At 42.3% G+C, this 15,682-nt stretch carries 12 protein-coding genes; 10 read left to right on the top strand and 2 right to left on the bottom strand.

From position 1 onward, the window contains the following. Window positions 1-230 precede the first annotated feature (230 nt). Window positions 231-1,442, top strand: coding sequence for a beta-ketoacyl-ACP synthase I (gene fabB / locus AB4298_RS20085; RefSeq protein ID WP_371988131.1), 1,212 nt, complete (start codon window positions 231-233; stop codon window positions 1,440-1,442). Between the two features lie 108 nt (window positions 1,443-1,550). Here the strand turns inward: fabB and AB4298_RS20080 are convergent, their stop codons facing one another. Then, window positions 1,551-1,859: a DMT family transporter gene (locus AB4298_RS20080; protein WP_371988143.1), complete on the bottom strand. Its 309-nt coding sequence runs from the start codon at window positions 1,857-1,859 to the stop codon at window positions 1,551-1,553. Window positions 1,860-2,124: 265 nt separating this feature from the next. Between AB4298_RS20080 and AB4298_RS20075 the strand changes: the two genes are divergently transcribed. From AB4298_RS20075 to purF, 8 genes are all read left to right on the top strand, one after another. Then, window positions 2,125-3,255: a 4-phosphoerythronate dehydrogenase gene (locus tag AB4298_RS20075; RefSeq protein WP_249000186.1), complete on the top strand. Its 1,131-nt coding sequence runs from the start codon at window positions 2,125-2,127 to the stop codon at window positions 3,253-3,255. 2 nt (window positions 3,256-3,257) lie between these two features. After that, the gene (locus AB4298_RS20070) at window positions 3,258-4,274 is read left to right on the top strand and encodes an aspartate-semialdehyde dehydrogenase (RefSeq protein ID WP_249000185.1); all 1,017 of its coding nucleotides are present in this window, start codon (window positions 3,258-3,260) and stop codon (window positions 4,272-4,274) included. Between the two features lie 180 nt (window positions 4,275-4,454). Further along, complete coding sequence (locus AB4298_RS20065; protein ID WP_371988130.1) at window positions 4,455-7,835, top strand: FimV/HubP family polar landmark protein; 3,381 nt, start codon at window positions 4,455-4,457, stop codon at window positions 7,833-7,835. A 161-nt stretch (window positions 7,836-7,996) separates the two neighbouring features. Next, a complete protein-coding gene (truA, locus tag AB4298_RS20060) occupies window positions 7,997-8,782 on the top strand; it encodes a tRNA pseudouridine(38-40) synthase TruA (RefSeq protein WP_249000183.1) in 786 nt (261 codons plus the stop codon). 153 nt (window positions 8,783-8,935) lie between these two features. Next, the gene (gene folC, locus AB4298_RS20055; RefSeq protein WP_371988141.1) at window positions 8,936-10,201 is read left to right on the top strand and encodes a bifunctional tetrahydrofolate synthase/dihydrofolate synthase; all 1,266 of its coding nucleotides are present in this window, start codon (window positions 8,936-8,938) and stop codon (window positions 10,199-10,201) included. Next, entirely contained in the window at window positions 10,194-10,790 is a 597-nt protein-coding gene (locus tag AB4298_RS20050; protein ID WP_249000182.1) for an SPOR domain-containing protein, read from the top strand. Before folC ends, AB4298_RS20050 begins: the two co-directional genes overlap by 8 nt. Window positions 10,791-10,905: 115 nt before the next feature. After that, on the top strand, window positions 10,906-11,394 hold the full coding sequence (locus AB4298_RS20045) for a CvpA family protein (RefSeq protein WP_249000181.1): 489 nt from the start codon (window positions 10,906-10,908) through the stop codon (window positions 11,392-11,394). 97 nt (window positions 11,395-11,491) lie between these two features. Beyond that, a complete protein-coding gene (gene purF / locus AB4298_RS20040) occupies window positions 11,492-13,006 on the top strand; it encodes an amidophosphoribosyltransferase (protein ID WP_249000180.1) in 1,515 nt (504 codons plus the stop codon). A 69-nt stretch (window positions 13,007-13,075) separates the two neighbouring features. On the opposite strand, the gene AB4298_RS20035 is transcribed toward purF, so the two are convergent. After that, window positions 13,076-13,342, bottom strand: a complete 267-nt coding sequence (locus AB4298_RS20035; protein WP_371988129.1) for a hypothetical protein — start codon at window positions 13,340-13,342, stop codon at window positions 13,076-13,078. A gap of 191 nt (window positions 13,343-13,533) precedes the next feature. Between AB4298_RS20035 and AB4298_RS20030 the strand changes: the two genes are divergently transcribed. Continuing rightward, complete coding sequence (locus tag AB4298_RS20030) at window positions 13,534-15,546, top strand: DNA topoisomerase III (RefSeq protein ID WP_371988128.1); 2,013 nt, start codon at window positions 13,534-13,536, stop codon at window positions 15,544-15,546. The last annotated feature ends 136 nt before the right edge of the window (window positions 15,547-15,682 follow it).

The raw sequence follows: 15,682 nt of genomic DNA, 5'->3' as shown, positions 1-15,682 counted from the left end.
GGTTACGTCTTTAATGTTAAATTGAACGCTCACAAATATGCGTTACAATCGCTTTTACTTGTCGGAAGTGTACCTTTTTATGGGCAGATTTTGGCAAAGATTATACGTAAGGTCTCATAATAGACATTATTTTTGTGTTCCTTATGGAAAGCTGACCACTTATATGGATGAAAAGCGATACCATTGGTGCAGCAAAATTGGTACTAGATGTACAGAATGGAAAGTTAATAATGAAAAGAGTCGTGATCACTGGACTTGGCGTAGTGTCAAGTATCGGTAACAACAAGCAAGAAGTCACTGAATCATTAAAAGCGGGTCGTAGTGGTATTACCCACTCAGATCAGTTTGAAGAAATGAAGCTGCGTAGTCATGTTTGGGGCGACATTAAGATTGACCCATCAGAATATATTGACCGTAAAGCACTGCGCTTTATGGGTAATGCAGCAGCATATGCACACATTGCAATGCAAGAAGCGATTAAAGATGCTGATTTAACTGAAGAGCAGTATTCAGACCCACGTGTCGGTATTATCGTAGGCACAGGCGGCGCATCTTCAGCAAACCAGGTTCAAGCTGCAGATACACTACGTGAAAAAGGCGTTAAGCGCGTAGGTCCGTATATCGTGCCACGTATTATGTCGAGCACAGCGAGTGCATGTTTGGCAACGCCATTTAAAATTAAAGGCATGAACTACTCAATCAGTTCAGCTTGTGCAACTAGTGCACACTGTATTGGCCACGCTGTTGAACTTATCCAAATGGGTAAGCAGGACATGGTGTTTGCCGGTGGTTCAGAAGAAGTGGATTGGACGCTAACCATGGGCTTTGATGCTATGGGCGCACTATCGACTAAGTATAATGATGAGCCAACGAAAGCATCACGTACTTATGATGTTGACCGTGATGGTTTTGTTATCTCAGGCGGCGGCGGTATCGTTGTAGTCGAAGAGCTAGAGCATGCTCTAGCACGTGGCGCAAAAATTTACGCTGAAGTTATCGGTTATGGTGCGTCATCTGACGGTTATGACATGGTTGCTCCATCGGGCGAAGGTGCGGTTCGTTGTATGCAGATGGCACTTGCCGATGTTGATACACCAATTGATTACATCAATACTCACGGCACATCAACGCCAGTAGGCGACATGCGTGAGCTTGAAGCACTGCGTGAAACCTTTGGTGATAATCTGCCAGCAATCGCATCGACTAAGTCTTTGACTGGTCACGCGTTAGGTGCTGCAGGTGCTCACGAAGCGATTTACAGTTTGATTATGATGGAAAGCAGTTTCATCGCACCAAGCATTAACATCGATAATGTCGATGAGAAAGCTGCAGGTATGCCTATTGTGACTGAAATGACCGAAAAAGAGCTTAATACTGTGATGAGCAACAGCTTCGGTTTTGGTGGCACAAACGCGACACTGGTGATGCGTAAATACAAGTAATTTTATTTACGTTATGCATAATTGAAAAAGGAAGCTAAGGCTTCCTTTTTTTGTGCTTTGTATTGCCACATGTCGATATCTAGCTCATTAGCGAAGGATAACTCATCTTTAATCGCTGACCGTTTTGGAAAAGACATTAATTACCACCACTCCGGCCAAAATTAAAAGCATACCAATTATTGCAGCTAAGTCGGGAACTTGCTTGTAGAGCACTGCGCTAATTACGGCAATGAGTACTATCTCCATTCCGGCCCAGATGGGATAAGCTATGCCAACAGGAACGGTTTTTAGAACTAGTGACAATGCATAAAATGCAATGGCGTAACCAATGACACAAATTGTACTTGGCGTTGAATGTGAAAATCCATCGTATGCTTTAAGTGCTAATGTCGCGACGACCTCAGCCCCAATGGCAATGGCTAATTATCAATATCCCATATTTTCCCTCTACTGAGCGTTATTTAAGTGATGGCCGCGTTATATAGTGCTTTGATAGAAAGTATTATCTAACAATCGGTTACGCGATTAGGTGAGCAATATTATTGCTTTACTTTGTTCTCAAATCTTCTACATGTTGTGATGAGTAAGATTGAGTAATTATTTTTAATCCATTGTTTCGAATAGATTGTTCATCTTGTTACAATAAGCCGCATAAGTATTTATCCCCCTACTGGAAACATTAATGAAAATCCTTGCCGATGAAAATATGCCGTATGTTCAGCAGTTGTTTGGTGATTTAGGTTCAATTGAAACCATAAATGGCAGGGAGTTAACGCCTGAGCAAGTTGAAGATGCCGATGTGTTGTTAGTGCGTTCAGTCACTAAAGTTGATAAAGCGTTACTTGGGTTAAATAAAAAACTTAAGTTTGTAGGTAGTGCCACCATAGGCACTGACCATATTGATTTAGATTACCTTGCAAGTCGCAATATTCCGTTTTCCAATGCCCCCGGTTGTAATGCCACCGCTGTGGGAGAATTTGCCTTTATCGCAATGCTTGAATTGGCACAACGCTTTAATAGTCCGTTAAAAGGTAAAGTGGTGGGGATTGTTGGAGCCGGTAATACAGGCTCCGCTGTTGCCAAATGCCTTAGGGCCTATGGCATTGAAGTGTTACTTAATGACCCTGTTTTGGCTGAAAGAGGTGACGATCGTGAGTTTGTTTCGTTAGATACTCTTATTGAAACCTGTGATGTCATTAGTTTACACGTACCGATTACTAAAAAAGGTACGCACAAAACTTGGTACCTCTTTGATGAAGCCCGTCTCAATAGTTTAAAACAAGGGACTTGGTTATTAAACTGCTGCCGCGGAGAGGTCATTGATAACCGCGCGTTAATCCAATTTAAGCAACAGCGCCAAGATGTAAAAGTGGTACTCGATGTTTGGGAGGGTGAGCCCAACCCTATGCCAGACCTTGTTCCTTATATCGAATTTTGTACGCCGCATATTGCAGGCTATTCTCTAGAGGGAAAGGCTCGCGGCACTTATATGTTGTACCAAAACCTGTCAAAAGTCTTAGGCTTTGATGCTGATAAACAGATGGACTCACTGCTGCCTGCTTTATGGAGCGAACAAGTTAATGTTCTGAAGTTTAGTGAAGAAAAGTCATTATTGCAGCTAGCCAGATTTGTTTATGATTTGCGCGATGATGATGAATTATTTAGAAAAATGTTTCTAAATAACCAGGGGTTTGATCATATGAGAAAAAATCACACTCATCGCCGTGAATTTAGCGCATTAAAGGTAGGCAACATGGGGCAAACTGATGTAAATTGGTTATCCAATTTAGGGTTTTCAGGAGTCGAGCTGTAATTATGTCGCAGGAATTTAATGTTGTCGTATTAGGTGCATCGGGCGCAGTGGGTCAAACTATGATTGAGATCCTCGAAGAGCGTAACTTTCCGATTGCTAATTTATATCCATTAGCCAGCAGCCGCAGCGCCGGTAATACGGTCAGCTTCCACGGTAAACAGGTCGAAATTTTAGATGTAGATACCTTTGACTGGTCAAAGGCTCAAATCGGTTTCTTCTCAGCAGGCGGTGACGTTTCTGCAAAATGGGCGCCTATTGCTGCTGAAAATGGTTGTGTCGTTATCGATAACACTTCGCACTTTAGATATGACATCGATGTACCGTTAGTTATCCCTGAAGTGAATCCAGAAGCTATTGCTGACTTTAGAAATCGTAATATTATCGCCAACCCAAATTGCTCAACTATTCAAATGTTAGTTGCGCTCAAACCTATTTACGATGCTTACGGTATTTCACGTATTAACGTGGCAACTTACCAATCTGTGTCGGGTTCGGGTAAGCAAGCGATTGAAGAGCTAGCAGGGCAATGCGCTAAGCTTCTGCAAGGTTTACCAGTTGAACCTAAAACTTATCCGAAGCAAATTGCGTTTAACGTGTTACCACAAATTGATAAATTTATGGACAATGGCTACACCAAAGAAGAGATGAAAATGGTGTGGGAAACGCAAAAGATTTTTGGTGATGACAGCATCGTTGTTAACCCAACTGCCGTGCGCGTTCCAGTTTTCTATGGGCATTCAGAAGCGATTCATTTAGAAACTTTGCAACCAGTAGATGCTGAGGATGTTAAATCTGTATTACGTGGTGCTGAAGGTGTTGAATTATTTGAAGGTGATGAAGATTACCCTACTGCAGTGACTGAAGGTGCTGGCAGCGATCCTGTTTATGTTGGCCGTATTCGCAAAGATATCTCACACGAAAACGGCATTAACCTTTGGGTTGTATCTGATAACATTCGTAAAGGTGCTGCACTAAACAGTGTTCAAATCGCAGAAGTTTTGATTAGAGATTATTATTAATTTTTAGTTTAAAACCCAAGCTAGTGATTAAAAAGCCCGCATTATGCGGGCTTTTTATGTTTTAAAGATGTGAACAGTAGCAGGGCATTAGAATCTAGTTTATAGTAATCTCAATAAATACAATTGCCTAAAGCTCGTCACCAGGGTGGTGACACTAACGTGCTTTAAAGGGAAGGATTGATGAACTTTCGCACTTCATGTCTTGTTAGCTTAATAGCTACTGCAATAGTGGCTTTTGCTACCCCTTCGATTAACTCAGCGATTGCTGCAGAGCCATTAAAAATTACCGGGCCAGATGGCCAAGTAAAAGTCAGTAATCAAGCTGTTAACCAAAACAATACTCAAGGTGTACGCCAATATGGCCCTACAACTTCAGCTGATACGTTTTGGAGTATTGCTCAAGCTGTAAAACCTGACAACAGTGTGACTGTCTATCAAGTCATGTCGGCACTTTTTGATGCCAACCCCCATGCTTTTTCCAGCAAAAATTATAACAGCTTAGAACGCGGGATGATTTTGTTGGTGCCAAGTAAAGAGCTTATGCTGCAAACTTCGCAAGCAGATGCTAAGCAGCGTGCTGAGCAAAACGATCAAAAGTGGTCGCCTAGTAATGAGGTTGTTAAACCTAAGCCTGTGCTTACCAGCCCAACTTTTACGCCAAAAGCCAACAACTCATCAACTGCTGCACAAAAGCAAACAAATCCGCTGATTGCTGAATTGTCAGAGGAAGTTGATATGCTTACTCGTCAACTAGAGGCTATTCAAGCAAAAAACTTAGAGCTTACTGACGAATTAGCAAGAGCCAGTGATGAGATTGTTGTTGGCTCTTCTGATACCGCGGCTTTTCAAGATGAAATCAGTGAACTTAAAGAAGAAAATGCTTTATTAAAGCAAGCACTACAAGATGCGAAGACAGAAACTGAGGCGCTTAAGCAACAGCTGCAAGCTCAGCAAATACAAGCGGCAGAAGCGAAAGAGCCGGTAGCAGCACCAACATCTGATCTATGGCGCACCATAATGGATAATCCATTATTACTGACGCTCGGTGCAGTGTTACCCGCTATTGTAGTTATAGGACTGTTCTGGTTGTTTATTAGACGCAAAAATGATGCTAACGCGGAGCAAGAGGATAAACAGACTGCAAATGAAGAATCTGAAACTGCAGCGTTAACGCCAGAAAATACTCCTAAAACTGATGACGTCGATGATCTTGCCGTACATCTTGATTCTGAAGATGAGGCTGGCAACGACCCATTAAAAGATATAGCGGCTGCTGGTGTATTAAGCCAAGATGCAATTGCTACGCAAGATAACGAACAAGATATCGTTGTTGAAGATACCCAAGATGAAGGCCAATCGCTCGATGATTTGTGGGCTGAAGCGATGGGTGAACAAGATCAAGCTGAAGAGCTTGAAGGGTTTAATGCCGCAGCTCAATCCTCAGATGTTGATGACTTAGACTCGTTATTGGCTGGTTTTGATGAGCCAGAGACTAGAGCAAAATCAGACTCCTCAGTTGAAACCAATACTTTAGCTGAAGATGATGACTTAGACGCATTACTCACAGGTTTTGATGAGCCAGAGACTAGAGCAAAATCAGACACCTCAGTTGAAACCAATACTTTAGCTGAAGATGATGACTTAGACGCGTTACTTGCAGGTTTTGATGAGCCAGAGATTAGAGCTAAATCAGACACCTCAGTTGAAACCAATACTTTAGCTGAAGATGATGACTTAGACGCATTACTCACAGGTTTTGATGAGCCAGAGACTAGAGCTAAATCAGACTCCTCAGTTGAAACAAATACTTTAGCTGAAGATGATGACTTAGGCGCATTACTCACAGGTTTTGATGAGCCAGAGACTAGAGCTAAATCAGACACCTCAGTTGAAACCAATACTTTAGCTGAAGATGATGACTTAGACGCATTACTTGCAGGTTTTGATGAGCCAGAGACTAGAGTAAAATCAGACACCTCAGTTGAAACAAATACTTTAGCTGAAGATGATGACTTAGACGCGTTACTCGCAGGTTTTGATGAGCCACCGATGACTGTAGAGTCAGAATCGGTAGTTGATAATGATGCAGAGCTACAAGATGAAGATCTTGACGCGCTTTTTGCTAGCTTTGGCGAGCAAACAGAATCAGAGTCTGCAGAGTCAAAGCTTACTGATAAGAACGACTTTAATCATGTTGGCAGCTCTGTTCCCGTAGCGGACATCGATGCGCAGGATGACTCTAATAAAGTCGATGATATTGATGCTTTGCTTGCCAGTTTTGACGGTTCTGACTCAGAATCTGTTGCCGAACAGACAGACGTTAATGTAAATGAAGCAGATGAGCTAGACGCTTTATTAGCATCATTAACAAGTGATGAAACGTCCGATGAAGAGCAAAAAGATATTGACGCTTTGTCAGATGAAATGGCTGCAGAGCTTGAGTTAGGCTTTGAAATTGCAGCTGAGCTTGATGACGAAGACGAAATTGCCCAAGAGAAGCTCGATAGTGATTTAGACAGTGAATTAGATGCATTACTTGCAGAGTTCAGTGCGCCTAATGATGTAATTGAGACCGCTGATAGCCGTTCTGATGGCGTAGACAATATTGCTCATCAGCAAAGCGATACTTTAGATACAGTTGTCATTGAACAAGACGTTAACGTTACAGAGCTAAAAGACGCGTCAAATGGACTCGATTTCGATTTATCAGATATCCCGCAAAGTGCTGAACAAACTCCTGCAGAAGATAAGCAAACGCAGGTGCCAAGTCAGGCCGAGGGTATGCTTGAATTTTCATTAGCTGATGATGACTTTAGTGTTGAAGCAAAAGGTGTTGATGCTAAATCTAGCGTTAATATCAGTGATGATGAACTGGACGCGTTTTTAGACCCACAAGTTGAGCAAACAACGAGAGTACATCCAAGTAGTAGCGAAAAAGAGTCTGGGTTCTTTGATGACTTAAAAGGGCATAAACAAGCAGGAAATAACTCTCTAGATTGGCAGTCTGAAACTTCCTCCGCTCAACAAGATGAAACAGCATTAGATTTTGATTCGGTAACTGATGATGAGTTGCTGCGTGGTTTAGTTGCTGACGGAGATGTTGACGATAGTTCACTTGATTTATCTGACGATGAGTTTTCTCTCGACGACGATAGCAAGATGACAGTGGATGAAGCATTAGCAGCGTTAGATGCTGAAGAGTTTGTGGAACATGATCCTAAAAGCCCTGCTCCAGTTCATGACTTAACTGGTTTCCAAAAAGATAACGGCTTCATTGATATTGATATGCTGCTAAGTGAAGCTGATGAAGATAGCGGGGAAACTGATCTTTATCGAGAGCTTGATGTTGACATGGGAGAGCTTAACTCATTGATGGGGAACTCGCTTATGGTTGATGTAGATGATGAAGAAAACTCAGTTAATGCTAAATTGGATCTAGCTCGGGCTTATATTGAAATTGATGATAACGACAGTGCTAGGGCGCTACTAAAAGAAGTAGAGCTTGATGGAAATGACCGTCAACAAGCAGAAGCTGTCGGCTTACTCAAAGAGTTAGTGTAGATATTGTCTAATAAAAACGGCGCCTATGGCGCCTTTTTTATACTTATCGTTTGTCTTGAGTATGTTAGAATCGCCGCCAATTATTAGATTTTGGCTATTTGATTGTTGTACGAAATATTACGACAGTCACATAGCAGTTTAACCGAGTGTAGAGGTATGAAATGCGGGTTGTGCTAGGTATAGAGTACGATGGTAGTCAATATTTCGGCTGGCAACGTCAGGCTGAAGTTGACACAGTACAAGCGCGATTGGAAAAGGCGCTGTCAATTGTGGCCAACGAACCTATTGCTGTGCATTGTGCCGGTCGCACTGATGCCGGTGTTTCAGCAACAGGACAAGTGGTTCACTTCGAAACTAATGCAGTACGCAAAGATACCGCTTGGACTTTAGGTGTTAACGTTCACCTGCCAGATAATGTTGCTGTGCGTTGGGTCAAAGTTGTTGATGATGAGTTTCATGCGCGTTTTACTGCTACTGCACGACGTTATCGTTATATGATTTATAACCATCAATTGCGCCCTGGAATTCTACGCGGTGGTGTTAGTCATTACCCTGGTGATATTGACGAAACAAAAATGCACCAAGCAGCGCAATACCTATTGGGGGAGCAAGACTTTACCAGTTTTAGAGCTGTTCATTGTCAATCGAATACGCCGTTTCGTTGCGTACATGAAGTTAATGTTACCCGTCAAGGCATGTACATTTGTGTCGATATTAAAGCCAATGCGTTTTTACATCATATGGTGCGTAATATTGTTGGCTCATTATTAGAAGTGGGTTATGGCAATCAGCCAATCGAGTGGATTGATCAGCTGTTGGCGTTAAAAGACAGAAACCAAGCAGCTGCAACGGCTAAACCAAATGGGTTGTACCTAGTTGATGTGACTTACCCTGAAAGTTACCAATTGCCTAAGTTAGCACTTGGGCCACTATTTATGCTTGATTAATCAAGTTTTAATCATGAATAGAAAACGTGGTAAACAGTGTTTTCAGTGGGGCTTTAGCGGTAAAAGATCCACAAATAAATAATAGTCATCATCAGGGAAGCTCCCTTTAACAGTTTTAAATGGACAAATTTAGTGATTGAAAATGACACATTAATGCAAATGGTACCCGGAAAAGGTGCAACACTAAATACTTGGTTAGAGTACTTATTAGCGATCCATCCAACTGAAATTGATATGGGACTTACCCGCGTATCGACAGTTGCTGCGCGCATGGGCTTAACTGAATTAGGTCTGGCTAAAGTGGTTACTGTGGCGGGGACAAACGGTAAAGGCACCACTTGCGCCATGATAGAAGCTGCAATGCTTATGTCTGGCCAAACAGTGGGAGTTTATAGCTCACCACATCTGCTCCATTATAATGAGCGAGTACGTATTAATGGCGTTGATGTTACAGATCCTGAATTAGTTGCAGCATTTGAAGCCATTGAACTCGCTCGTGCAGAGATCTCATTAACCTTCTTCGAATATGCCACTCTTGCAGGTTTATACCTTTTCAAAGCAGCGGAACTGGACGTGGTATTGCTTGAAGTCGGTCTTGGTGGTCGTCTAGATGCTACCAACTTGATTGATGCCGATATTGCTGTAGTGACTTCAATCGATTTAGATCACCAAGAATATCTCGGTGATACCCGTGAGTTAGTCGGCGCAGAAAAGGCTGGTATCTTCAGAGCGGGTCGGCCAGCGATTGTTGGTGAACCAGATTGTCCTGAATCATTGTTAGCCGTTGCAAAAAAAGTCGGTGCTAGGCTTTATCGAGTGGATGCTGATTTTAGTTATCAATGCAGCGAGCAAAGTTGGCATTATCAAGGTCAATATTTTGATTTACCACAGCTGCCACTGCCTTTTTTACCTCAGCCAAATGCAGCAACAGTTATTGCAGTGCTAGAACACCTTTGTCCGAGTATATCCGCAGATATACTGGCTAAATCGGTTGGGGAAACTCAGCTAGCAGGTCGACTTGAATACTTAAGTCACTCGCCAAAAGTGATTGTTGATGTTGCGCATAACCCCCATGCAGCTCGGTATCTAAAGTCTCGCTTAGCAGCTATGCCCAAAGGGCGTTTATTTGCATTATGCGGCATGCTTAAAGATAAGGATGCGCGTTCAGTGTTACAAGAGCTTTCGAGCGACGTTCAGCAATGGTTTTTGTGTGACTTGGCAGTACCACGAGGTGCATCGGCAACCGATTTGGCGGCAATGCTTCCAGATGGTGTGACGGCGGCAACCTTTAATCAAATGAGTGAGGCTTGGATGGCGATAAAAGCACAATTACGCAGCGAAGATGTAGTAATTGTATTTGGCTCATTTTACACTGTTGCTGGTTTTAAAGATTTATATAAGGGAGAGGACTTTGTCTAGTCAATTTCAAAACCGTCTGGTTGGTGTCATCGTGATAGTGGCATTAGGGGTTATTTTTTTACCCGATATATTAGATGGTAAAAAGCAGCGCGAAGAAGAGCAGTTTGCTGAAATTCCACTAAGACCTGAGATCCAAGAGAGCACATTACCGGAGCAAGAGATTGAAACTTTAGATCTTGGCGCAGATGAATTGCAATCAAGGGGTGAGCAAGACTCGGATGCTAATGAGGCTGTAGACGACTCTTGGCATATTGCAGAGCAAGAGGCGGCAAGTGCGTCGAAACCTGTAAGTAAGCCCGCGGTTAAATCTCAAGCTGAAACTAAGCCTGTAGCGCAAATTGCTTCTGGCTGGACAATTCAATTGGGTAGCTTTAACAACGCAACAAACGTAAAGGGGCTAGTAAGCCGTTTACGTAATAAAGGCTTTAGTGCGTATACTTTGCCAACAAAACCTGTTGATGGACAGCTTACAAAGGTCTTCGTTGGCCCCAATGTGTCTAAAGATAAACTTAGTCGTATGCAAAATGATATTGAAAAGCTTACTCAACTGAAAGGGCGTATCGTTGCCTACAATCCTGTTGAAAAATAAATAATTGCGATTGTCTTTATCAGAGAAAAGGTTGTTTCATCGTGAAAACGTGAGAAATAACTCTGTCTCTGATAGAATCGCGCCGTCTTAAACCCTATGCTGGATTACTTGTTAAATGGTTTGGATTGATTACGCCATCATTATTGTTATCGGACTTTCTACTCTGATAAGTTTGGCCCGTGGTTTTGTAAAAGAAGCCATGTCTCTCGTTGTTTGGTTTGCCGCATTTTTTATTGCCAGCCAGTTTTATCTCAAACTCGCCGATCACCTTACTCAGATGCAAGATGAACTAGTTCGAAACGGGGTGGCGATTGCCATTTTATTTGTTTCAACTCTTATTCTTGGTGCCTTAGTAAATTACTTAATTGGCCAATTGGTTTCTAAAACCGGATTGTCCGGCACAGACAGAGTACTTGGCTTATGTTTTGGCGCGCTAAGAGGCGCCCTAATAGTAAGCGCGATACTGTTTTTTATGGATGCTTTTACCGGAGCACCCAACACAGATTGGTGGCAAGATTCTACACTCGTGCCCGAATTTGGAGTTGTTATCCAGTGGTTCTTTGACTACGTGGAAAATACCTCAAGCTTTGTACCCAAAATATAAAAATGCACTAAAGCATTACTTGGTTTTAGGCGGATATCTACTCGCTTAAAACAAAAATATTAAATAATAGAACATCTTACAATGAGGAAACTCACACATGTGTGGTATTGTCGGAATAGTAGGTCAGACATCGGTTAATCAAACCATTTATGATGCACTGACCGTGCTTCAGCACCGAGGTCAGGATGCTGCTGGCATTGTGACTGTTGATGGTTATGCGTTTAGATTACGCAAAGCTAATGGTTTGGTGAAAGATGTTTTTGAACCAAAACATATGCAACGCCTTCAAGGTAACTCTGGTATTGGTCACGTGCGTTACCCTACGGCAGGCAGTTCAAGCGCTTCTGAAGCTCAGCCGTTTTACGTAAACTCTCCTTTTGGTATTTCTCTCGCTCACAATGGTAATTTAACAAACACAGTTGAGTTACATGAGCGTCTTGTTAAACAACGCCGTCACGTTAATACCACTTCAGACTCTGAAGTATTACTTAACTTATTGGCTGATGAACTACAAAATACCACCACTCATGATTTAAGTGCTGATGAAGTATTTAACGCTGTGACTCAGGTACACGAACTGACACGTGGTGCTTATGCTGTTGTTGCCATGATAATTGGTCAGGGGTTGGTGGCATTTAGAGACCCATTTGGAATTCGTCCGTTAGTGCTAGGTAAGCACGAAACTGAGACGGGAACCGAATATATGGTTGCTTCTGAAAGTGTTGCACTTGATGCGGTTGGTTTTGAGTTTATGCGCGATGTGGCACCGGGTGAAGCGGTATATATCACATTGGATGGCGAACTATACACTCGCCAATGTGCACACTCTCCAAGCTATGCTCCATGTATTTTTGAGTTCGTTTATTTTGCGCGTCCAGATTCGACCATAGACAACATTTCTGTATATAGCAGCCGTGTGAACATGGGAACTATGTTAGGTGAAAAGATTAAGAAAGAATGGGAGGATCATGATATTGATGTGGTTATTCCGATTCCTGAAACGTCTTGTGATATCGCGTTAGAGATTGCCCGACATATGGATCTTCCTTATCGCCAAGGTTTTGTCAAAAACCGCTATATTGGCCGAACTTTCATTATGCCAGGCCAGCAAGAGCGTAAGAAGTCTGTGCGTCGTAAGCTTAATGCCATTAGCGCTGAGTTTAAGGGTAAGAACGTATTGCTAGTTGATGACTCTATTGTACGTGGTACAACGTCTGAGCAGATCATCGAAATGGCACGTGAAGCAGGTGCAAATAAAGTTTATTTTGCATCAGCAGCGCCTGAAATTCGCTTCCCTAACGTATACGGTATAGATATGCCAACGACCAATGAGCTAATTGCACATGGTCGTGATGTTGAAGAGATCAATAAACTGATTGGCGCAGATGGTATGATCTTCCAATCGTTACCTGATTTGATTGAAGCAGTGCGTCAAGAAAATCCAAGTATTAAGCGTTTTGAAACCTCAGTATTTGATGGTAAATATGTCACCAATGACGTTAACCAAGAATACTTAGATTATATTACCCAGTTGCGTAATGACGACGCTAAGGCCAATCGTAGCAAAGATATTGGTACTAACTTAGAGATGCATAACGTTTGTCATCCTTAAGCTAAATTGCAGATACTTGATTAATTAATAAAAAAGCCGAGCAAATACTCGGCTTTTTTATTTGCACCATTAAACCAGATGCACAGCCCAAACCAACATCCAGCTGACAAACAGTAGGCTACTTGGTCGCTTATCAAATCTATGGCCTAGCTTTAAACCAACTAAGGTACTAATGCAGGTTAACGGAATAACCAAGCTGCTAAGAACTAGTGGTGTTGCACCAGCGGTTAAATGGATTAGAGGGGAAAGGGTTAAAAGCCAAGCGGTGACAAGTAACAAGTGAAACAGCATTAACTTATCGAGTCGAACTCCTTGATTGCTTAGTGTGGCTAGCATTTTTATCTCTCCTTGTAATTGTTGCTAAATTAAATCACTTGTTGAGAATGGTTCTCAACAAAATTTACAATCTTTGAGCAAACACAAAAGCTTCGCTAAACAATCCTCATTTTAGTGAGCGTTTCAATTGCGCCTAATTGCGGTTCAAGGTACAGTTACTGTTAATTTATACAGTGATCTTTTTGAAGCCGATGATCTTATATATTGCTGAAAAACCAAGCCTTGGTCGAGCTATTGCCGATGTATTACCCAAACCGTTAAAGAAAGGGGATGGTTTTATTCGTGCGGCTAATGGAGACTGTGTTTCTTGGTGTGTGGGCCATCTACTTGAACAGGCTGAACCTGATGCTTACTCACCAGAATATAAGTCATGGAAGTTTGAGCATTTACCGATTGTCCCCGATACTTGGAAGATGAAACCCAAATATAAGATGCGCAGCCAAATAGCCGTGCTTAGAGGCTTAGTCAAAGAAGCGAGCCAATTGGTTAATGCTGGAGATCCGGATAGAGAAGGGCAGTTATTGGTCGATGAGATCATTGCGCATTTAGGGGTAAGAGGCGCTAAGTTACAAAATGCACAGCGTTTGCTAATTAGCGATTTAAATCCGCAGGCCGTAAAGCGAGCTTTGGGGCAGCTACGCTCGAATCGAGAATTTATTCCATTGTCGACATCAGCATTAGCGCGCTCTCGTGCCGATTGGCTCTATGGTATGAATATGACTCGAGCGTACACTATTCAAGGACGAAAAGTGGGCTATCAAGGCGTATTGTCTGTTGGCCGAGTACAAACTCCCGTACTTGGGCTTGTAGTGCGCCGTGATGCTGAAATTGCAGATTTTATTTCTAAGCCTTTTTATGAAGTGTTAGCGCATTTAGCAACAGATTCGCAAGATCGATTTAGTGCTAAATGGCAACCAAGTGATGCATGTCGACCTTATATGGATGAAGAGGGACGAGTATTATCTAAAGGCTTAGCGCAAAATGTCGTCGGTCGTATTAACGGCCAGAATGGCACGGTGGAAAAAGTCTTAGCACAAGATAAAAAGCAAAACGCACCATTACCGTATAGTTTGTCATCGTTGCAAATTGATGCAGCTAAACGCTTTGGTATGAGTGCGAAATCAGTACTCGATACTTGTCAGTCACTGTATGAGAAACATAAGCTTATTACTTATCCACGTTCTGATAGTCGTTATCTACCTGTAGAACAGCATAGCTTAGCGCCTAGCGTTATTAGAGCAGTGTTAAGCGGTGCTAGCGAACTTGTTACAGGCTGTGAAGAGCCGAATGCCAAGCTCAAGTCTAAAGCCTGGAATGATAAAAAAGTCGATGCTCACCATGCTATTGTACCTACGGAAAAGACCGCCAATTTAACTAGCCTCAGCCCAGTGGAAAAACAGCTTTATTTACAAATCTCACGTCAGTATTTAATGCAGTTTTATCCAGCTTATTTGTATAAAGAGACTCAAGTTGAAGTCATTATTGCTGGCGGGCAGTTTAAAACTAAAGCGAAACAAGAAGTGGCGTTGGGCTGGAAGCAATTACTAAAACAAAGCAAGTCTGCTGGTAACGATAAAAATAGTGATAGTAAAAATGATGACGATGAGCACCTCGCTAACATACCTGCACTAAAGAAAGGCCAAGTATTACTTTGCGAGCGTGGTGAACTGCTGGAGAAGCAAACCCAAGCTCCTAAGCACTTTACTGACGCGACCCTGCTTGGTGCTATGACAGGGATTAACCGTTATGTGACCAATCCGGAAATTAGAAAAATTCTCAAAGATACCGATGGGTTAGGCACAGAAGCAACGCGTGCTGGCATTATTGAATTGCTGTTTAAGCGTAATTATTTAACACGGCAAGGAAAGTCTATTTTAGCAACTGAAGTGGGTAAAGGTTTAGTTAATAGCCTGCCACAAAGTGCCACGACACCTGATATGACGGCATTATGGGAAAATAACCTTGATGCTATCAGTCGTAAAGAGGCTAAATACCAGAACTTTATGGATCCGCTAGTTACATCAATCCATGAGCTGATCACTCAAGCTGGCTCGCAATTACCAACGTCACTGCAAGGGGTTAAGTCTCCTGAAACTAGCTTTAAAAAGCGTCGTTATGCGAGTAAAAAACCGGGTACTACGAGCAGCAGTACTAAAGCTAAAAGGGCGCCAGTTAAGCGTTCCTCTGCGGCGAAAAAGAACTAATCTAGTACGGAAATCTATAATAGATTAGTTGTTTATAGCTCGCTTATAAGCAGTCAAAGAAGCATATATTCTTGACTGCTCCTTGCTTCCAAAATGCCTACAGTTAGAATTTGCTGCTCAACTCAACTCAACTCAA

It is taken from the genome of Shewanella sp. 10N.261.52.F9, assembly GCF_041471165.1.
GTDB classification, from domain to species: domain Bacteria; phylum Pseudomonadota; class Gammaproteobacteria; order Enterobacterales; family Shewanellaceae; genus Shewanella; species Shewanella marinintestina.
The sequence above is the reverse complement of the archived record's forward strand: the minus strand, read 5'-3'. Positions and strand labels throughout refer to the sequence as shown.

Coding starts and splice junctions, on each gene's coding strand:
- AB4298_RS20065 (WP_371988130.1), top strand. CDS start 4,455: ATGAACTTTCGCACTTCATGTCTTGTTAGCTTAATAGCTACTGCAATA.
- purF (WP_249000180.1), top strand. CDS start 11,492: ATGTGTGGTATTGTCGGAATAGTAGGTCAGACATCGGTTAATCAAACC.
- AB4298_RS20075 (WP_249000186.1), top strand. CDS start 2,125: ATGAAAATCCTTGCCGATGAAAATATGCCGTATGTTCAGCAGTTGTTT.
- AB4298_RS20070 (WP_249000185.1), top strand. CDS start 3,258: ATGTCGCAGGAATTTAATGTTGTCGTATTAGGTGCATCGGGCGCAGTG.
- truA (WP_249000183.1), top strand. CDS start 7,997: ATGCGGGTTGTGCTAGGTATAGAGTACGATGGTAGTCAATATTTCGGC.
- fabB (WP_371988131.1), top strand. CDS start 231: ATGAAAAGAGTCGTGATCACTGGACTTGGCGTAGTGTCAAGTATCGGT.
- AB4298_RS20045 (WP_249000181.1), top strand. CDS start 10,906: ATGGTTTGGATTGATTACGCCATCATTATTGTTATCGGACTTTCTACT.
- AB4298_RS20030 (WP_371988128.1), top strand. CDS start 13,534: ATGATCTTATATATTGCTGAAAAACCAAGCCTTGGTCGAGCTATTGCC.
- AB4298_RS20035 (WP_371988129.1), bottom strand. CDS start 13,342: ATGCTAGCCACACTAAGCAATCAAGGAGTTCGACTCGATAAGTTAATG.
- folC (WP_371988141.1), top strand. CDS start 8,936: ATGCAAATGGTACCCGGAAAAGGTGCAACACTAAATACTTGGTTAGAG.